Consider the following 18,328-nt stretch of genomic DNA (forward strand, 5'->3'; position numbering starts at 1 on the left):
CTACACTCCCGGAAAAGATGTTGATGCAGCGAGCCGAGCAGCCACCATCAGTGCTTTCATTTCACGTACGGCGTTTTCCCAGCCAACAAATAACGCATGGGCCACAATCGCATGGCCAATATTCAGTTCTGTGATGTCTTGCAGAGCGGCGATCGGCTGCACATTTGAATAATGTAGACCGTGTCCAGCATTGACTTTGAGTCCCAACGATGCGCCCAGTTCCGCAGCGCGCGCAATGCGCTCGAGTTCTTGTTGGCGTTCCGCCTCGTTGCATGCTGAAGCATAGCGGCCGGTATGCAATTCAATGACCGGCGCCAGCGCTTCACGCGCGGCGTGGATTTGGGCTGGATCGGGATCAATAAAAAGTGAAACGCGTATTCCTGCGCCCGCGAGCTGGCTACAGGTAGTTTTGACTTGGTTTAACTGACCGGCCACCTCAAGACCGCCTTCGGTGGTTAACTCTTGTCGTTTTTCTGGCACCAAGCATACGTCTTGTGGCCGTACGGTGCACGCAATCGCCAGCATTTCTGGCGTCAGAGCGCACTCGAGATTCATTCTGGTGTGCAGCAATGGACGTAAGGCATGCACGTCCGCGTCGCGAATATGACGACGATCTTCGCGCAAGTGGAGGGTAATGGCATCTGCGCCTGCCGCTTCAGCGGCTAACGCTGCCTGCAACGGATCAGGATAGGCGACACCACGCGCATTGCGTAACGTTGCAACATGATCAATATTGACCCCGAGGTCAAGATTGCCCGCAGGTGGCGACAAAAAACTCATAAAGTATGTAAATCAATTAGGATTTGGCGCGTATTGAGCACGACTCCGCCGAGGTGGTGATGCAGCAAAAAACGCATCAATTGCTTACTCTGGATAAGGGTTAAGGCGCGTTCATATTCGTCACGCTCCATATCGATTAAGGTTTGTCCGGCAATCAGCGGCCAATGCGAAGGCTCCATGCCCTTTGCCGCACGCACGCCATGCTCTGGATCAAAGACATAAATCCCGTCTGCCGACACCGGCTTACGGGTATGGGCAATATAGTCAAAAGCACTGGCGTGGCCCGTTTCGCGCAACAGGATACGCTCAAAAGAACGCAGTGCTTGTACTGGCGGCGCGCCAGCGCCAAGCCGGGTCAGCGTCAAGACGTAATGGTCGAAAAGCCGTTCACACGGGTCTTCACGCGCACAGAATTTAAGCAGGAGTTCATTCGCATAAAAACCACATAGCAAGGCGTGGCCGGTTAACGGCGGCATCCCTCCAACCCATTCAGCGCCAGTGAGCGTGCGCAACTCGGATTTGCCGGCCCAGGCTAGAGATAAAGGTTGAAATGTTTGCAACACGCCGCGCAGAGCCGAATAGGGACGTTTCGCGCCTTTAGCAACCAGTGCCAGCCGGCCGTAATCACGGCTAAAGATATCGAGTACTAGGCTCGTTTCGCGATGGGGGTAGCTATGCAGGACAAAACCGGGTTGCTCCACAACCCGGCGTTCAGGGCGCATTGCAGCGCGCCCAGCAGGCTTACTTGAAATAGTACGTGTTAGCGTTGCCGGCAGGATTTCATCGACCTGTAATTCATTCATACCCATATGATTTTAGGCCCGCTGCATTGTCTGCCCAACCGCTTTTGACTTTAATCCAGACTTCGAGATAGACCGGTGCATCAAAGCATTTTTCAATATCCATCCGGGCTTCACTGCTGATCCGTTTTAGTTTTTCTCCTTTGTGTCCGATCAGCATTGCCTTATGGCTATCGCGCTCAACTAAGATGGTCGCAAAAATGCGCCGCAAGCGGCCTTCTTGCTCAAATTTTTCAATCACCACCGTGCTGGTGTAAGGCAGCTCGTCGCCGGTCCAGCGAAAGACTTTTTCTCGCAAAATTTCAGCTGCCAGAAAGCGCTCGCTACGGTCGGTGAGATCATCTTCACCGTAAATGGGCTCACCTTGCGGCAAATAGGGTCGCAAGATGGTGAGTAATCTATCCAGATCGTCAGCACGCTTAGCGGATAGAGGCACGATCTCGCAAAAATTACGTAATGCCCCCATTTTTTGCAGGAATGGGAAGAGCGTAGCTTTGTCCGTGATCCGGTCAAGCTTATTGGTAATCAGTAGCGCCGGAGCGGAAGGCGGAATCATCTCAAGCACTTTTTGGTCTTCGGCGCCAAAGTGACCGGCCTCAACGACAAAAAGTATAAGATCAACCGAACTCATGGTGGCGGTCACGGTACGATTCAATGACCGGTTGAGCATACCGCCGTGTTGAGTCTGAAAACCTGGTGTATCGACAAAAATATATTGCGCCTCAGGCAGGGTCCGAATTCCCGTAATTCGATGACGGGTCGTTTGAGCCTTGCGCGAGGTGATGCTAATTTTGTGACCCACCAGGGCATTCAGTAGAGTTGATTTGCCTACATTGGGCCGACCGATAATCGCAATCGTGCCACAACGGAAATCAGCGGAAACATTCATGATTACTTCTCAAGTTGAATAACAGCTTTGTTTTTTGTTTTTGCGGGTGCGCTTGGTTTTGGCTTGCGCGCATGATTGGCGCGCTTCGATTTAGCTGGCAATGCGGCAGGCAAAGCTTGAATTGCTTCCAACGCGCATTTGGCAGCAGCTTGTTCAGCAGCACGACGGCTTGCGCCAAAACCAAATTCTTTAATTTCATATATAGGCACAGCGCACTCAACCTCAAATTGCTGGCTATGGGCGGCGCCATGGGTCGCCACCACGGTATAGTGTGGCAACGGGATTTGGCAGCTTTGCAAGCACTCTTGCAATAAGGTTTTTGCATCTTTACCCAGCGTACCCGGGTCAATATGCTCAAGGATCGGCAGATAGAGACCTTCAATCACCGCTTGCGCGGCTTCAAAGCCTCCATCCAAATAGATAGCGCCTAAAATAGCCTCAAGCGTATCGGCCAAAATTGACGGCCGCCGGCTGCCGCCGCTTTTTATTTCTCCCTCACCCAAGCGTAACGATTCGGCAAGATTGAGCGATTGTGCGATTTCATAGAGCGATTGTTGCTTCACTAAGTTTGCGCGCACCCGCGACAGATCACCCTCGTTTAATGCCGAGAAGCGTTTAAATAGCAGCGCCGCTACGGTGCAATTCAAAATCGAATCGCCGAGAAACTCCAGCCGCTCGTTATGGCTCGCGCTATGGCTACGGTGGGTCATTGCCTGCCGCAAGTATTCTCTATTACGGAATACATAGTGCAACCGGCTTTCTAATGAGGATAAAGGCATAGCGCTAAGTATAACGCGTAACGCATAGGCTCCGCTAAAACACGTCGCGACCAGTTTTTAGATTAGGAACTAAGCGCTACGCAAATAGGCCGATCACACAATTAACTAAAACGGCCGATGCGTTTGAAATGACCCAAATTAAGCCAAATAAAGAAAGCTCTGCCTACTAGGTTACGGTCCGGCACAAATCCCCAAAAACGACTATCTGCACTATTGTCTCGATTGTCGCCCATCACAAAATAGTGACCCGGCGGCACTTTGCAGACAACGCCATCACTACTATACGTGCAGTTATCCCGAAATGGAAAGTCATCTGCGCCAATGATAAACGACGGTGCACCGGGGCTATTTAGAATTTCGTTGGTTTTGTTGCCAACGGTTTGCTGGTATTGCTTAGCATAACCTACTCGTTCTTCGTCAAAATAATCCGACAGCGGGCTTTGTGGCACGGCCTGGCCGTTGATGGCCAAATGCTTGCCTAGATACGCGACCGTATCACCCGGCAGTCCGATCACCCGTTTGATGTAATCGATGGATTCATCTTTCGGGTAACGAAACACCACGACATCACCACGCTCTGGATTGCGGTTGGCGATCACTTTTTTATTCAACACCGGCAAACGAATACCGTAATCAAATTTATTCACCAGAATAAAGTCGCCCGCTAACAACGTAGGCAACATTGAGCTCGACGGAATCTTAAACGGCTCAACGAGAAAGGAGCGGAGTAAAAATACTAACAAAATGACCGGAAAAAAGTTAGCTGAATACTCAAGCCACCATGGCTGCTGCAAGGCTTCTTTACTCAGCCGCGCCCGTGTGGCAAGCATGCTATCCGTGACTGCGTCAAATTGCTCGAGCTGGCGGTCATATTCACCAAGTATCCGTTTAGCCTCGTTGCGGCGGCGCGACAGGAAGATCAGTTTCTCAGCCAGCCAAGCTAGCCCCGTGACCAGCACTAAAGTAAAAAGAATCAGCGCAAAATTCATGAAAAATCCACTCTTATAGATACTTTATTTATCTGATACACGAAGAATAGCAAGAAAAGCTTCTTGCGGAATTTCAACGCTACCGACTTGCTTCATTCGCTTTTTACCTTCTTTTTGCTTCTCTAGCAATTTCTTTTTGCGGGAAATATCGCCACCATAGCATTTTGCCAGCACATTTTTGCGCAGCGCTTTAATATTCTCGCGCGCGATAATATTAGAGCTAATGGCCGCTTGAATCGCCACGTCATACATCTGACGCGGAATAATTTCGCGCATTTTTGCGGCGACTTGCCGGCCGCGAAACATGCTTTGAGAACGGTGCACGATGATCGACAAAGCATCGACTTTCTCGCCGTTGATCAGCATGTCCACTTTCACCACGTCTGCGGGGCGATATTCTTTGAATTCATAATCCATTGAAGCATAGCCGCGCGAGACAGATTTGAGCTGGTCGAAAAAATCCAAGACGATTTCAGCCATTGGCATTTCATAAACCAACTGAACTTGACGGCCACGATAGACCATATCGAGTTGCACACCACGCTTTTGCGTGCACAGCGTGATGACCGAGCCGACATATTCTTGCGGCATATAGAGATTGACGGTGACGATGGGCTCGCGGATTTCTTCAATTTTTGAGGACTCAGGCAGTTTAGCTGGATTCTCAACAATCGCCAGTAAGCCGTTATTCTGCCTGACCTCATAGACCACCGTCGGGGCCGTGGTGATCAAATCCATATTGAATTCGCGCTCTAGCCGCTCTTGCACAATTTCCATATGGAGCAAGCCGAGAAAGCCACATCTAAAACCAAAGCCAAGTGCCTGAGAAACTTCAGGCTCATACTGCAAGGATGCGTCGTTGAGCTTGAGCTTTTCAAGTGATTCACGCAACGCTTCATACTGGTTGGCTTCAACCGGATATAAACCGGCAAAAACCTGTGGTTTAACTTCCTTAAAGCCAGCTAACGGTGTCAGCGCAGGTTTATTCGCATGACTGACCGTATCCCCTACTTTAGCTACGGTGAGCGTTTTAATGCCGGCAATAATGAAACCCACTTGCCCAGCGGATAAAGATTCTCTAGCTTGCGCTTTAGGCGTGAACACACCAATTTGTTCAACCGGAAATTGAGCACCGCAGGCCATTAATACAATCCGGTCTTTCGGCCGTAAAGTGCCATTCACAATACGCACCAGGATGACCACCCCGACATAATTGTCAAACCAAGAGTCGATAATCAGCGCCTGCAAGGGCGCTTGGGGGTCCCCTACTGGCGGCGGCACTTTGCTAATCAACGCCTCCAGCACATCGATGACACCTTCACCCGTTTTGGCGCTACAGCGCACCGCATCGGTCGCATCAATGCCAATCACCTCTTCAATTTCTGCAATTGCATTGGCGCAATTGGCCGCAGGCAAATCAATCTTATTGAGCACTGGCACGACTTCGACCCCAAGCTCAATTGCGGTATAGCAATTCGCCACTGTCTGCGCTTCTACCCCTTGACTTGCATCCACCACCAATAAGGCGCCTTCACAGGCCGATAGCGAACGGCTGACTTCATATGAAAAATCAACGTGCCCTGGGGTATCGATTAGATTCAGGTTATATATTTGGCCATCCCGCGCGCGATACGTCAGTGCCGCAGTTTGCGCTTTAATAGTAATGCCGCGCTCGCGCTCAAGCGCCATTGAATCGAGTACCTGCGCTTCCATTTCACGCGAGGAAAGACCCCCACACAACTGGATAATACGGTCAGCCAGGGTAGATTTGCCGTGATCAATATGGGCGATGACGGAGAAATTACGAATATGGTCCATGTAGCTTATTTCGCCCGTGGTCGTAACGGGACAAATTGTGTGTTTTCACCACGGTGTATCAAAATTGCTACCATTTTTTTAGAATCCAGTGTACGTACTACGCTATCGAACTGCTGCGCATTCATGATATCTGCATCGCCAATCCGCAGCACAATATCGCCTCTTCGGATGCCGGCCTGTGCTGCCGGGCCTTGCACCGCGTCAACGCGCACGCCATAGCCTAGCTTGAGGGCCTTCAATTGTGCCTCGGCCAAGCTACTGACAGTGAGGCCGATTGAGTTTGCCGTATGCATGCGTGGGTCTGCTTTAGGCAGCATCGCGCGGGCGGGTCTATCAGCTTGCATTTCTACAATCGTGACGCCTAGATCGCGTTTTTTGCCTTTACGCCATAATGTCATCGGCACGCGTGCGCCGGGTTTTGTGCTACCGACTAGACGAGGCAAATCGCTTGCCTCATCAATGGTTTTACCATTGAAGCTTAGGATAATGTCGCCGGCTTGCACGCCCGCCTTGTCAGCCGGCCCGCCCACTTCAACGCCGCTGACAAATGCGCCTTGCGCACGAGGCAGGCCCAACGAATGAGCGACATCTTTAGTTACTTGACCAATCGCCACCGCGATACGTCCGCGAGCCACTTTACCCGTTACCTTAAGTTGCTCAGCAACCCGGGTGGCCTCATCAATTGGAATCGCGAACGAAATCCCCATAAAGCCACCAGTACGGCTGTAAATTTGCGAATTGATCCCAATCACTTCGCCGCGCAGATTCATCAACGGGCCGCCTGAGTTACCTGGATTTACGGCCACATCCGTTTGAATAAAAGGCAAATAGTCGCCGGTATTGCGCCCTTTTGCGCTCACGATCCCCGCCGTCAACGTATTATCAAAACCAAATGGCGAGCCAATGGCGACGACCCACTCGCCAACGCGCAGTGTATTTGAATCCCCTAGTGTCACTACAGGCAGATCTTTGGCATCGATTTTCAGCAAGGCGACGTCGGTGCGCTTATCGGCACCGACAAGCTTAGCTTTAAATTCACGCTTATCAAGCAATGTCACATAAATAGTGTCCGCGTCATAAACGACATGCGCATTCGTCATGACGTAACCGTCCGCTGAGATCACAAACCCTGAACCCACGCCATGGTTACGTTCAATCCCTGAGTCCGGCGCGCCATCCTCCTCCGGCGCGTCTTGCTCAGAACGCGGCGCGGGTCGCTGCTGTGGCAGCGGGAAACCAAAAAAACGCTGGAAAAACTCCAACATTTCATTACTATTCATTCCTGGCGGCAATTCGATGCTGCTATTGCTAAACGGGATACGCCCAGTGGTGCGTATATTCACCACCGCCGGCCCTACTTTATCGATCAGTCCGGTAAAATCCGGCAAGCTGACGACCGGCGCAGAGGCCAGAGGTGGATTTGCCACAGCCGAGGTAAACGGCAAAAAAACAGCCGCCATCACTACCCATAACGGGCTAAATAAGCGCAACAAATTGCGTGTCGAAAAATTGCTCATGGTAAATAAGCCGCGGGTTCAAAAGGCAGCTGTAAGTTTACCGTATTAATGCATCCTGCGTGAGCTTACCAGCGTTTATTTTGCGGCGTATCGAGTAACCGGCGTAATTTAGCAGCGGTCGCTTTACAGTCATTTATGAATGCTGTTACAAGCGTTACAAAGGTTACAATTGATGGTTACAATTTTTGCTGAGTTGCCGGCAGCGCACGACTAACTCGCGCAGCATAGGAGAAGGTAAGGCATCGGCCAGGATGAGTATTTTACGGCTGCGGCCATCGCTCGCGCGCACGGTGATGCTTAACATCAGGCCACCCCAATAGGCCATATCCGATATTTGCGAGCAACGCATGCGTCTGCCCACACGATGCCAGGTGGTGATTCCCTGCGTGTTAATTTCTAGCCTAAAAGCTTGCTGCGCATCGACACGGTAAGCCATATAGCTGAGGACAAGCAGCACGACACCGGCGGCTAATAGGGCGCCAAGAACACTGATACGCGGTGTAGCAACACGCCACACCGCGTAAGTACAGCACAAGATAAAGGCTAGTGTTAGCCACCTTAGAACAGTAGAGGGTTTGAGTTCAAACTGAATCGGTGCCTGCATCATTCAGTCTGACCCTAACCATTACTGTGTTTTAGCTTGGACTGCTTAGATCCGCTTAAAAACTAGGGAGCCATTGGTGCCCCCAAATCCAAACGAATTCGACAGCGCAATGTCTATTTTCATCTCGCGCGCGACGTTGGCACAGATATCTAAATCGCACTGCGGGTCTTGATTAAAAACATTGATTGTCGGTGGCGCGATCTGATGCTTAAGTGCGAGCACCGTAAAGACGGCTTCAATACCCCCTGCGGCACCGAGCAAATGACCGGTCATGGATTTGGTCGAACTGACCACGACTTTTTTTGCATGGTCAGTCAAGGCGCGTTTAATGGCAATCGTTTCGCTTAGATCACCGAGCGGCGTTGAAGTGCCATGCGCATTAATATAATCGATTTGGCCAACGTTAATTTCAGCATTTTTCAGGGCATTGAGCATACAACGATATGCGCCATCGCCATCTGAGCAGGGTGCCGTCATATGGTAAGCATCTGCACTACGACCATAGCCGATCATTTCGCAGTAAATCTTCGCGCCGCGCGCTTTGGCATGTTCATATTCTTCGAGGACCAGCACACCCGCCCCTTCGCCCAGCACAAAACCATCGCGATCTTGATCCCAAGGACGGCTGGCCGTGGCTGGATCGTCATTGCGTTGTGACAGAGCACGCGCAGCAGCAAAACCACCCACCCCAAGCGGCGAAACCGTGGCTTCAGCACCACCCGCGATCATCACATCGACATCGCCATATTCGATCATACGCATGGCTTCACCGATCGAATGCGTACCTGTGGTACAGGCGGTAGAGATCGCCAGGTTAGGGCCTTTCAGGCCGAAGTGAATCGATAAATGCCCGGAGATCATATTGATAATCGAGGCGGGCACAAAAAATGGCGAAATCCGGCGCGGGCCACGATTGATTAATTCGGTTTGCGTTTGCTCAATCGACGGCAAACCGCCGATGCCTGAGCCAACAATCACGCCGATACGCTCGGCATTAGCCTGGTTGACTTCAAGACCGCTGTCTTGCATGGCTTGGATACCGGCGGCTAGCCCGTAATGGATAAAGGTATCCATATGACGCGCTTCTTTACTCGAAATATAGCGCTCAATTTCGAAGCCTTTCACCTCACCGGCAAATCGAGTCGATAGATTAGAGGCATCGAATTTGGTCACAGTAGCAATACCGGACTGACCCGCCACTAAATTAGCCCAGCCTGCGGCAACTGTATTACCGACCGGCGAGATATGTCCTAGACCTGTTACAACAATACGGCGACTCACGTTACCCTCTTTCATCACATAACAACAAAAAAGCCACAGAGTTCACAGAGAAAACCTCTGCGAGCTCTGTGGCCCACTTAAACCAATGTAAGGTGATTAAGCCTTAACGTTGGCACGTGCGTAATCAACTGCTTGCTGCACCGTAGTAATCGATTCAGCTTCCTCGTCAGGAATTTCCATACCGAATTCATCCTCAAGGGCCATGACGAGCTCGACTGTATCTAGCGAATCTGCCCCAAGATCATCAACAAATGATGATTCATTTTTGATTTCAGCTTCGGGAACACCAAGTTGTTCGGCTACAATTTTCTTGACACGTTGTTCAATATTGTCCATTCAGACCCCTCCGGGATAAGTTTATAAAGTTTCGAGTGCGCGCATTCTATCAGGTTTAAACAACAAATTATCACTTTGACAATATGGGTTGAATAACGCGCAGAATCAGGTTATATGAAATACAAAAGATGAATTAAGCCATAAACATCCCACCATTTACATGCAAAGTGGTTCCAGTAATATAAGCCGCCCGCGCAGAGGCCAGGAAAGCGACCGCATGAGCGATATCTTCCGGACTACCAAAGCGCCCAAGCGGGATCTGCGATTTGATTGCGGTTTGCTGTTCGGCAGGCAGAGCGTTGGTCATATCGGTCTCGATAAAGCCAGGCGCGATACAATTCACGGTGATGCCACGGCTGCCAACCTCACGTGCCAGTGCTCGTGTCATGCCCGCAACGCCGGCTTTGGCCGCTGCATAGTTCACTTGCCCTGCGCTGCCCATCGACCCCACCACGGAGGTGATGTTGATAATGCGCCCGCTACGGGCTTTGATCATCGGCCGCAGGACTGCACGCGATAGGCGGAAGACGGCTTTTAAGTTGGTATTGAGCACATCATCCCACTCTTCCTCTTTCATCCGCAAGATCAGTTGATCTCGCGTGATGCCTGCGTTATTGACTAGAATCTGCGGTGCGCCGAATTCTTTAGTCAAGTCTTCGATACGCTGATCTAGCGCTGGGTCATTCACGTCCAGCGCAATACCGCGGCCAGCAAAGCCAGACTCCGCTAAAGCTGTGGTAATAGAAGCCGCGCCCTCGGCGCTGGTTGCGCTACCAATCACCGTGGCGCCAGCACGCGCCAATTCAAGCGCTAGCGCACGGCCAATGCCACGAGAGGCGCCTGTCACCAGCGCGATTTGTTGATCCAGTATTTTTTCCATTGAGTCTCTATTTTTCAGCAAAATAAAGCTGCTAACGCAATAGCAGCAAAGCCTCGTCAAGCGAGGCAGTATCACATAAAGCTGCGCTCACGAGCGTACTATCAATACGTTTTGTTAAACCAGTTAGAACCTTGCCAGGGCCACATTCTACGATATGCGTCATGCCGGCATGCGCAATCGCTTGAATTGACTCAACCCAACGTACAGGCCCGGCGGCTTGTCGAGCTAGCGCGTTTTTAATCTCCGCTGGCTCAAACGCCATTGCAACATCAATATTATTGACGACCGGAATCTGCGGCGGGCGCACTTCAACCTGTGACAAATAGTCACGCAATTGATCCGCAGCGGGCTGCAGTAAAGATGAGTGAAACGGCGCCGATACCGGCAACAGCAACGCACGCTTCGCCCCTTTAGCTTTGGCTAATTCGCAAGCAGCTTCAACCGCCGCCTTATGTCCTGCGATCACGATTTGCGCCGGCGCGTTGAAATTGACTGGCTCTACCACGCCAGCCGCACTTGCTGCAACACAGACTGCGCTCACCGCAGCAGCGTCCAGGCCGAGGATAGCAGCCATGCCGCCCACCCCTACCGGCACCGCTGCTTGCATTACTTGCGCGCGAAAGCGCACCAACGACACAGCGTCGCTAAAGGTCAAGGCGCCGGCTACCACCAACGCCGTATACTCGCCCAGGCTATGGCCTGCGACCATAGCTGGCACAGGCCCGCCTACGCTAGACCAGGCGCGATAAACGGCATAAGCTGCGGTCAACATAGCTGGCTGCGTGTGGGTGGTGAGATTTAACGTATCAACCGGACCCTCAGCAATCAATTTGCCGATATCCTGATTCAATGCGTCGGACGCTTCTTGCAACGTCTCACGCACCACTGGCCAATCGGCAAAGGTCCCAAGCATGCCCACTGACTGCGAGCCTTGGCCGGGAAATACAAAGGCAAATTTCATCTTATTTTAAATCCTGACTCAATCAAAAACGAATAACCGAAGCGCCCCAAGTAAAACCGCCGCCAACGCCTTCGATCAAAATGTGATGGCCTCGTTTGATACGGCCATCCCGCACCGCCTGATCTAAGGCAAGCGGAATTGAAGCCGCAGAAGTATTGCCATGCTGATCGACAGTGACCACCATGCGCTCAAATGGTAAGCCAAGCTTACGGCAGGTACCTTGCATAATGCGGATATTGGCTTGGTGAGGAATCAACCAGTCAAGGTCCGCCGGCGACAGTTGCGCCTTAGCAAGGGCCTCAAGGGCAACCTTTTCAAGCACATTGACCGCCAACTTAAGAACCGCCCGCCCATCCATATGTAAAAACGCATTACCCGCAATCACGCCGGCATTCACCCGACCTGGCACACAGAGAATATCCGCATGACCGCCATCTGCATGGAGCGCGCTGGCCAAAATACCTGGCTCTTCAGAAGCGCGCAGAACAACGGCGCCAGCACCATCGCCAAAGAGCACACACGTTGAACGGTCATTAAAATCCAGTAAGCGCGAAAAAGTTTCTGCCCCGACCACCAATACCGTACTATATGTGCCGCTGCGGATAAACTGATCGGCTACCGTTAATGCATATGCAAAACCAGAGCACACTGCCTGCACATCAAATGCGGCACAGTTATTGCGAATGCCGAGCTTGTTTTGCAACAAACAAGCCGTGCTTGGAAAAATGCAATCCGGCGTTGAGGTCGCAACCAAAATTAAATCGACTGTTTGTGGATCAACCCCAGCAGCTTCCAGCGCCTGTTGAGAGGCGGTCAACGCCAGATCACTGGTATTTTGCTCAGCATTCACAAAATGCCGAGCACGGATGCCGGTGCGCGTGAAGATCCATTCATCGCTGGTTTCAATGCCACGCGTCGCTAGTTGGCTAGCTAACTCTTCGTTAGTGACACGCATTGGCGGCAAACAACTGCCCGTGCCAATAATGCGGGAATAAAGATTTGTGTGTGTCATTATGATTTGGATACAACTGTTTCTAGCTGCGTTCTGTGTCCATTATGAACTACAGTTTGGCTCGCTTCATAGCCTACTGCAGAAGATAGATTCGTGCCATCAGTCAATCGATCGCTTGCACCTGCCTGATTGGCCTGATGATCCGTTGGCGCGATGCGCTCGTCGCGGCCAAGATTGTTTTCCTCGATGGCGCGCTCAAGACGCTCTTGCAGATTATTTTTAATCGCATCATAACCGCGTTTAATCGCCCATTTAAAAGCATAGACATCCGCTGAACCATGGCTTTTGATGACTAAACCGCGCAGGCCAAGCAGCGCTGCCCCATTATAGCGCCGGTGATCAACTCGGCGCTTAAGGCGTGAGAGCACAGGCCAAGCCAAGCATGCCATCAATTTACTTAACCATGAGCGTGAAAATTCTTCTTTAATGATGCTATTGAGCATCTGCGCCAGCCCTTCGGAGGTTTTCAGCGCGACATTACCGGCAAAACCATCGCAGACAATCACATCCGTGGTACCTTTATAGATATCATTGCCTTCTACATTGCCATAAAAATTGAGGGTGCTGGCGCGCAATAATTCGCCCGCGCGCTTAATCGCCCCATTGCCTTTAATCGTTTCTTCGCCAATATTCAGTAAGCCAATCGTAGGCCTTTCTTTGCCTTCAACGGCCGCGACTAGGGCGTGGCCCATTTCAGCAAAGCTCAACAAATGATGGGGCTCGCAATCGACATTCGCCCCTAAGTCCAGCATCGTCGTATAGCCATACTGATTCGGCATGACCGCGGCAATTGCCGGGCGCTCAATGCCGGCAAGCGTTTTGAGCATATAGCGCGAAACCGCCATTAAAGCCCCGGTATTGCCGGCTGAGACACAGGCTTGCGCGTGGCCCTCTTTAATGAGACTGAGCGCCACTCGCATCGATGAATTTTTTTTCTTACGCAACGCGACTTCGATCGAATCATCCATAGCCACAACTTCAGTCGCAGCATATACGGATAGCCTAGGCTCATTCAGCGCCTTACATTTTTTGAGCTGAGCGCGAATCGAATCTTCCAAGCCGACCAGCAACAACTCAAGATCGTCATGCGCGCGCAGAAAACTGATCGCGGCAGGAACAGTCACGGACGGGCCATAATCGCCGCCCATACAATCAATGGTGATTTTAATCGTCATACTATTTGACGGCTTTTAATACAAAAGAGCGGCACACGAATGCCGCTCTTGCGCTGAACCGAAAACACTTGTAAGGCTGAAAATCTATCTTCACTGCAGACCAGCAAGCACGCAATAGAACCGCCGGCAACTTTATGCAATGAACCGTTCTTAGTCGTTATTAGACTTAACCACTTGCTTACCACGATAATAGCCGTTTGGGCTTACATGGTGGCGGCGGTGAACCTCACCTGACGTAGGCTCAATCGCCAGCGCCACGCCGCTCAAGAAATCGTGTGAACGATGCATGCCGCGTTTTGACGGCGATTTTTTGTTTTGCTGAACTGCCATGATTCACTCCGTAACTTTGAAAATTTTTCGGATTTTAACATAAGCTAACCGGGTTAGCTTCAATTAGATGTTTGCGCCCCATGTTCTGCGAGAGACTCATGTAGGAATGGACACACTGCATGCTTAGGTACAAGCGGTAAAGAGAGCAACAGTTCTTCATCAATCAGATCGATCAAATCAAAGCGACGCGACCCAACGATCACATCAACCTGCTCATCATTCACCGACACTGCATCAGCCTGCGCATTGCTTTCTACAATGCGATACCAGATATCAATGGCTAGCTGCTCCTCATAGGGTTCAAGGCAGCGCTGGCATGCAAGCCATAGTTGTCCTTGCAAGGCCAACCTTAAATAAGATACCGCAACTGTTTTGCCGCCGGTGGCCAGCTCCTGGCGTATTTCGCCGGTCACCGTCCAGCGCAACGCCGAATGATGGGCTAGCGTATCTGGCGTAACTTCGTTTAAGATTCGTGGCAGATCCTGCACTAAGACTTCACCGCATGCCTGCTGTTGATTGCGTACAAACGCAAACACATCAAACACACGCGGGTTGTCAAGCGCAGCCGAACTGCTTGGAGATTGACTCATGGATGCGACTCACCAACAATCAGCAGCCTCATGGCGGACACTACCGCTTAAGAAAAGCTAATGAAACTATGAAAAGCCCATCAGCTTATCGATTTTTAATTTTCAAGTCAAACTCTGAATATTTCTTTTTGTATTAACAAACGAATAATGTCCTCTTCGCTAACTCATCACACACGCTTAATTCTCGCTTCAAGCTCCCCCTACCGCCGCGCCCTGCTTGACAGGTTACGGCTCCCATTTGAAATCATTCTGCCCAATCTGGACGAAACGCCTCTGCCCAACGAAACGCCAGCCGCAACTGCCTTACGGCTGGCTGAAGCAAAAGCGCGCACGGTTGCAAATCATGCGCCAAACGCGCTGATCATCGGTGCCGACCAAGTGGCTCTTTGTGAGGGCCAACAGCTTGGCAAGGCCGGCACTCATAGCAAAGCGCTGATCCAACTACAATCTATGCGTGGCCGCATGGTTGAATTTCATAGCGCCCTGTGCGTTTATGACGCCCCGCGAGAGATCATGCAAAGCGCCGACATTATCACGCGTGTGCGAGTTCGCAACTTACCTGATGATGAACTGGATGCTTATTTGCGTTTAGAACAACCCTATGATGTTGCCGGTAGCGCAAAAGCGGAAGGACTTGGCATTGCTCTGCTTGAATCGGTTGAGAGCAATGACCCGACCGCCTTGATCGGCTTACCGTTGATTGAATTAACCCGCATGCTACGCGTCGCGGGTCTTAAACTCTTTGAGATGCAATGACAGGTATACTTTATTTAGTCCCCAATACGCTTGGCACAGGGGATGCCGACTCGCTCGCGGCGGTACTGCCACAAGGAGTTTGCGCACAAGCCGCTCAGCTAACCTATTACATCGGTGAAAATGCAAAGGCAACCCGCGCATTTTTGAAAAGAATCGGTACCGAACACGCGATTCAAAATATTGAAATTCGTGAATTGAACGTGCATACCCCCGCCGCCCAAATTCATGCATTGCTAGCGCCGATTGTCGCCGGCACAGATGGTGGTTTAGTCTCTGACGCCGGTTGCCCAGCCGTGGCTGACCCTGGTGCGTTACTGGTGCGCTATGCTCATCAATGTGGTGTACGCGTTGTGCCATTGGTTGGGCCTAGCTCGATTTTGCTTGCCTTAATGGCATCTGGCTTGAATGGGCAAAGCTTCGCTTTTCATGGATATTTGCCAGTCAATGCTAATGAGCGAGTGCGCGCTTTGCAGACCCTTGAGAAACAATCGCGCGAGACCCAGCAAACCCAAATTTTTATTGAAACGCCTTATCGTAATCAGGCTTTATTAGATGCGCTGCTGACGCATTGTGCAGCATCAACCCAACTATGTGTCGCAGTGGATTTGACCTTACCGAGCGAGTGTATTGTCAGTCGTACCGTGAGCCAGTGGCAGAGCAATTTGATTGATGTGTGTAAACGGCCAGCTATTTTTTTAATGCTGGGCTCATAAAGCAGAACCGCAGAATATATAGTGCGGTCAATATTCTGCGGTTCCGGCTGAACCCTCCTTGGCGCCTCTCCTCCTCCACTCTGGAGCCATCAATCCGCTACAGCTAATGCCATCATAGGCGACTCCTCTCCCAATGGAGAAGTCCAATCTTCATATACTTTGCGAGCGCTTATCTCGTTGATCACACCACACCTGCCCTTTTTATATTTCAATACAAGCATATGTAGATGAGTGACCCCATCATCATATGCGGTTTTTTTCATATGATTGATGACATCATCGGCGTAACCAAAAATATTCTTGAATCTGTCGACAAAATCAGAATAAAGAATCGGCTGTAGATCCAGCACGATATCCACTCCAAGCCCCGGCAGATACTTTTCTAACCTGAATTCGGGATAAGGAAATGCAGAGGTAAGGGAAGAAATTTTTCTAGAAAATGAAGCGGGCACTGAGTATTTCGAAGAGAATATAAGTTTTGCGAACAGAAACCTCTAAGAAAAAACGGAGCGCCCGTGGATAATCTTACAGAACTTTATTGCTTGATGGATGATTTTTGCAAAGAATTTGAGCCGGAGCTCAACAAAAAGTTGTTATCTAGCGGAAAACGCAAACGCTTGCGTGCTACAAGCCTATCTTTAGCAGAACTGATGACGCTAGTCGTGCTTTTTCATCAAATTCGCTATCGGCAATTCAAGTCATTCTACAGCAATCATGTTTGCCAGCATCTGCGTGAAGCCTTTCCGAATCTGCCTTCGTATAATCGCTGTATTGAACTGCTACCACGCTGTAACCTTGCTTTGGCCGCTCTGTTTGAAACCCTCAAAGGGCAATGTTCAGGGATTTCTATTGCAGACTCTACGCCTATTGCAGTGTGCGACAATCTGCGTATTAGTCGCCACCGTGTATTTGACGGCATGGCAGCGCGTGGTAAGAGTTCCACAGGATGGTTCTTTGGCTTCAAGCTGCATGCAATCATTAATCACCAGGGTGAACTGCTGAGTATTCGACTCACGCCGGGTAATGTCGATGATCGTAAGCCTTTGCCTGAACTAGCGCACTCACTGTTCGGCACACTTTATGCGGATAAAGGATATCTTTCAAAAAAACTCTCGCAGACCTTAAAAGAACTCGGCATTGATCTGATTACCAAGGTTCGACGCAATATGAAGCGCGTTACCTTGTCTGCTTTCGATCAAGCTTTATTGTGCCGCCGTTCAATTATCGAAACCGTCTTTGATGAACTGAAAAATCTTTGCCAGATTGAGCATACTCGACATCGCTCTCCTATTAATTTTGCCGTCAACTTACTCAGCGGCATCATCGCTTACTGCCTTATGCCAAATAAGCCTAAACTCCCTTTGGGACCTTGCCAGAATGCGTTGGCTTAACCCGAATTGAGGTTTTCTATGATCTCATATAGTTTGAACGGTTTCGTTGCATTTCCAGGCGCCATGGTCACCATCTGAAGTACCCCATCATCAACCAAATGTCGATCAACATTGGCTAAGATTTTATCTACAAAATCTAAGCCATAAATACCTGCTGCTGAGTTGATATAGTAATTAACGTCCGGAGGAGTAGGTTCAAATGGTGGATTAGAGCAGATAAATTCAAATTTTTTGTTAGCAACAGACCGAAAAATATCGAAAGGATCGCCATCAATCATCAAGAAATCTTTATCGATATTATTGATCATAGCGTTGTATCCAGCAAATAGCTTCGCCCGCGGATTGATGTCGAGGCCGATGCAAGATGCCGCTCCATTCAGCAAACAAAAAATACTGAGTGCACCTGACCCAAGTCCTATATCCAACACATTGGCATTTGCTAGATCCTCTTTGGACGTGTAGTCCATAAAAAACAATTGCTCTGGTTGTATCGGGAGGACTTGGTCATCGTGAAGATAATCAAAAGAATCGGTGACTATCCTCATGGAGCATGACGATAGAGGATTTCTGTTCTCATCAGCCCAGCGATTAAAAGCATTCTGTAATTGCCCTTGCTTGGTGACAAGCAAGGAATTTTCCACCTCATGGGAGTCATGCATCTGATCGTTCTTTTTAGTGATGGAGAAAAGAACTTTTTTCTGATTTGTATTGCTCATGCAACCTACTC

Annotated in this window: 20 protein-coding genes and 1 pseudogene; 3 read left to right on the plus strand and 18 right to left on the minus strand. The window is 50.2% G+C overall.

Annotation, left to right across the window (positions count from 1 at the left end; genetic code table 11):
• The 16 genes and pseudogenes from pdxJ to KMZ15_RS06950 all read right to left on the minus strand — a co-directional run bounded on the left by pdxJ (position 1) and on the right by KMZ15_RS06950 (position 14,741).
• Positions 1-780 (minus strand): pyridoxine 5'-phosphate synthase, encoded by a 780-nt coding sequence (gene pdxJ / locus KMZ15_RS06875; RefSeq protein WP_223691970.1) that lies wholly within the window; start codon positions 778-780, stop codon positions 1-3.
• Positions 777-1,583, minus strand: a complete 807-nt coding sequence (gene recO, locus KMZ15_RS06880; RefSeq protein ID WP_308710174.1) for a DNA repair protein RecO — start codon at positions 1,581-1,583, stop codon at positions 777-779. Before recO ends, pdxJ begins: the two co-directional genes overlap by 4 nt.
• The gene (gene era, locus KMZ15_RS06885; RefSeq protein WP_223691972.1) at positions 1,576-2,469 is read right to left on the minus strand and encodes a GTPase Era; all 894 of its coding nucleotides are present in this window, start codon (positions 2,467-2,469) and stop codon (positions 1,576-1,578) included. Before era ends, recO begins: the two co-directional genes overlap by 8 nt.
• Before the next feature lie 65 nt (positions 2,470-2,534).
• Positions 2,535-3,248: pseudogene (rnc, locus tag KMZ15_RS06890) on the minus strand (ribonuclease III); the annotation flags it as partial.
• 101 nt (positions 3,249-3,349) lie between these two features.
• The gene (gene lepB, locus KMZ15_RS06895; RefSeq protein ID WP_223691975.1) at positions 3,350-4,237 is read right to left on the minus strand and encodes a signal peptidase I; all 888 of its coding nucleotides are present in this window, start codon (positions 4,235-4,237) and stop codon (positions 3,350-3,352) included.
• A 24-nt stretch (positions 4,238-4,261) separates the two neighbouring features.
• Complete coding sequence (gene lepA / locus KMZ15_RS06900) at positions 4,262-6,055, minus strand: translation elongation factor 4 (protein WP_223691978.1); 1,794 nt, start codon at positions 6,053-6,055, stop codon at positions 4,262-4,264.
• A 5-nt stretch (positions 6,056-6,060) separates the two neighbouring features.
• Positions 6,061-7,515 carry a DegQ family serine endoprotease gene (locus tag KMZ15_RS06905; RefSeq protein WP_223694767.1) on the minus strand — a complete coding sequence of 485 codons (1,455 nt, stop codon included), beginning with the start codon at positions 7,513-7,515 and terminating at the stop codon, positions 6,061-6,063.
• A gap of 220 nt (positions 7,516-7,735) precedes the next feature.
• Positions 7,736-8,179, minus strand: coding sequence for a protein YgfX (locus KMZ15_RS06910; protein ID WP_223691980.1), 444 nt, complete (start codon positions 8,177-8,179; stop codon positions 7,736-7,738).
• Positions 8,180-8,221: 42 nt separating this feature from the next.
• Positions 8,222-9,472, minus strand: a complete 1,251-nt coding sequence (gene fabF, locus KMZ15_RS06915) for a beta-ketoacyl-ACP synthase II (RefSeq protein ID WP_223691982.1) — start codon at positions 9,470-9,472, stop codon at positions 8,222-8,224.
• Positions 9,473-9,553: 81 nt separating this feature from the next.
• A complete protein-coding gene (acpP, locus tag KMZ15_RS06920; protein WP_223691984.1) occupies positions 9,554-9,793 on the minus strand; it encodes an acyl carrier protein in 240 nt (79 codons plus the stop codon).
• Between the two features lie 133 nt (positions 9,794-9,926).
• Positions 9,927-10,673: a 3-oxoacyl-ACP reductase FabG gene (gene fabG / locus KMZ15_RS06925; protein ID WP_223691986.1), complete on the minus strand. Its 747-nt coding sequence runs from the start codon at positions 10,671-10,673 to the stop codon at positions 9,927-9,929.
• Positions 10,674-10,704: 31 nt separating this feature from the next.
• Positions 10,705-11,634: an ACP S-malonyltransferase gene (fabD, locus tag KMZ15_RS06930; protein ID WP_223691989.1), complete on the minus strand. Its 930-nt coding sequence runs from the start codon at positions 11,632-11,634 to the stop codon at positions 10,705-10,707.
• Positions 11,635-11,656: 22 nt separating this feature from the next.
• A complete protein-coding gene (locus KMZ15_RS06935; RefSeq protein WP_223691992.1) occupies positions 11,657-12,646 on the minus strand; it encodes a beta-ketoacyl-ACP synthase III in 990 nt (329 codons plus the stop codon).
• A complete protein-coding gene (plsX, locus tag KMZ15_RS06940; protein ID WP_223691997.1) occupies positions 12,646-13,821 on the minus strand; it encodes a phosphate acyltransferase PlsX in 1,176 nt (391 codons plus the stop codon). Before plsX ends, KMZ15_RS06935 begins: the two co-directional genes overlap by 1 nt.
• A 150-nt stretch (positions 13,822-13,971) precedes the next feature.
• Positions 13,972-14,151: a 50S ribosomal protein L32 gene (rpmF, locus tag KMZ15_RS06945; RefSeq protein WP_223691999.1), complete on the minus strand. Its 180-nt coding sequence runs from the start codon at positions 14,149-14,151 to the stop codon at positions 13,972-13,974.
• Positions 14,152-14,210: 59 nt separating this feature from the next.
• Complete coding sequence (locus tag KMZ15_RS06950; protein ID WP_223692002.1) at positions 14,211-14,741, minus strand: DUF177 domain-containing protein; 531 nt, start codon at positions 14,739-14,741, stop codon at positions 14,211-14,213.
• A 147-nt stretch (positions 14,742-14,888) separates the two neighbouring features.
• Here KMZ15_RS06950 and KMZ15_RS06955 point away from each other — a divergent pair, with 147 nt between their 5' ends.
• Positions 14,889-15,497, plus strand: coding sequence for a Maf family nucleotide pyrophosphatase (locus KMZ15_RS06955; RefSeq protein WP_223692003.1), 609 nt, complete (start codon positions 14,889-14,891; stop codon positions 15,495-15,497).
• A complete protein-coding gene (locus KMZ15_RS06960; RefSeq protein WP_223692005.1) occupies positions 15,494-16,210 on the plus strand; it encodes an SAM-dependent methyltransferase in 717 nt (238 codons plus the stop codon). The genes KMZ15_RS06955 and KMZ15_RS06960 overlap by 4 nt, the downstream gene beginning before the upstream one ends.
• A gap of 89 nt (positions 16,211-16,299) precedes the next feature.
• Here KMZ15_RS06960 and KMZ15_RS06965 read toward each other — a convergent pair whose 3' ends face one another.
• Complete coding sequence (locus KMZ15_RS06965) at positions 16,300-16,662, minus strand: hypothetical protein (RefSeq protein WP_223692006.1); 363 nt, start codon at positions 16,660-16,662, stop codon at positions 16,300-16,302.
• A 63-nt stretch (positions 16,663-16,725) separates the two neighbouring features.
• Here KMZ15_RS06965 and KMZ15_RS06970 point away from each other — a divergent pair, with 63 nt between their 5' ends.
• Entirely contained in the window at positions 16,726-17,601 is an 876-nt protein-coding gene (locus KMZ15_RS06970) for an IS982 family transposase (protein WP_223692007.1), read from the plus strand.
• On the opposite strand, the gene KMZ15_RS06975 is transcribed toward KMZ15_RS06970, so the two are convergent.
• Positions 17,598-18,317 (minus strand): methyltransferase, encoded by a 720-nt coding sequence (locus KMZ15_RS06975; protein WP_223692008.1) that lies wholly within the window; start codon positions 18,315-18,317, stop codon positions 17,598-17,600. The genes KMZ15_RS06970 and KMZ15_RS06975 overlap by 4 nt on opposite strands.
• Positions 18,318-18,328 lie beyond the last annotated feature (11 nt).

This window comes from Mycoavidus sp. HKI (assembly GCF_020023735.2).
In the GTDB taxonomy this organism is placed as follows: Bacteria; Pseudomonadota; Gammaproteobacteria; order Burkholderiales; family Burkholderiaceae; genus Mycoavidus.

Coding starts and splice junctions, on each gene's coding strand:
- KMZ15_RS06905 (WP_223694767.1), bottom strand. CDS start 7,515: ATGGCGGCTGTTTTTTTGCCGTTTACCTCGGCTGTGGCAAATCCACCT.
- pdxJ (WP_223691970.1), bottom strand. CDS start 780: ATGAGTTTTTTGTCGCCACCTGCGGGCAATCTTGACCTCGGGGTCAAT.
- KMZ15_RS06950 (WP_223692002.1), bottom strand. CDS start 14,741: ATGAGTCAATCTCCAAGCAGTTCGGCTGCGCTTGACAACCCGCGTGTG.
- rpmF (WP_223691999.1), bottom strand. CDS start 14,151: ATGGCAGTTCAGCAAAACAAAAAATCGCCGTCAAAACGCGGCATGCAT.
- plsX (WP_223691997.1), bottom strand. CDS start 13,821: ATGACGATTAAAATCACCATTGATTGTATGGGCGGCGATTATGGCCCG.
- era (WP_223691972.1), bottom strand. CDS start 2,469: ATGAATGTTTCCGCTGATTTCCGTTGTGGCACGATTGCGATTATCGGT.
- KMZ15_RS06935 (WP_223691992.1), bottom strand. CDS start 12,646: ATGACACACACAAATCTTTATTCCCGCATTATTGGCACGGGCAGTTGT.
- KMZ15_RS06975 (WP_223692008.1), bottom strand. CDS start 18,317: ATGAGCAATACAAATCAGAAAAAAGTTCTTTTCTCCATCACTAAAAAG.
- lepB (WP_223691975.1), bottom strand. CDS start 4,237: ATGAATTTTGCGCTGATTCTTTTTACTTTAGTGCTGGTCACGGGGCTA.
- acpP (WP_223691984.1), bottom strand. CDS start 9,793: ATGGACAATATTGAACAACGTGTCAAGAAAATTGTAGCCGAACAACTT.
- fabF (WP_223691982.1), bottom strand. CDS start 9,472: ATGAAAGAGGGTAACGTGAGTCGCCGTATTGTTGTAACAGGTCTAGGA.
- lepA (WP_223691978.1), bottom strand. CDS start 6,055: ATGGACCATATTCGTAATTTCTCCGTCATCGCCCATATTGATCACGGC.
- recO (WP_308710174.1), bottom strand. CDS start 1,583: ATGAATGAATTACAGGTCGATGAAATCCTGCCGGCAACGCTAACACGT.
- KMZ15_RS06910 (WP_223691980.1), bottom strand. CDS start 8,179: ATGATGCAGGCACCGATTCAGTTTGAACTCAAACCCTCTACTGTTCTA.
- KMZ15_RS06960 (WP_223692005.1), top strand. CDS start 15,494: ATGACAGGTATACTTTATTTAGTCCCCAATACGCTTGGCACAGGGGAT.
- fabD (WP_223691989.1), bottom strand. CDS start 11,634: ATGAAATTTGCCTTTGTATTTCCCGGCCAAGGCTCGCAGTCAGTGGGC.
- fabG (WP_223691986.1), bottom strand. CDS start 10,673: ATGGAAAAAATACTGGATCAACAAATCGCGCTGGTGACAGGCGCCTCT.
- KMZ15_RS06955 (WP_223692003.1), top strand. CDS start 14,889: ATGTCCTCTTCGCTAACTCATCACACACGCTTAATTCTCGCTTCAAGC.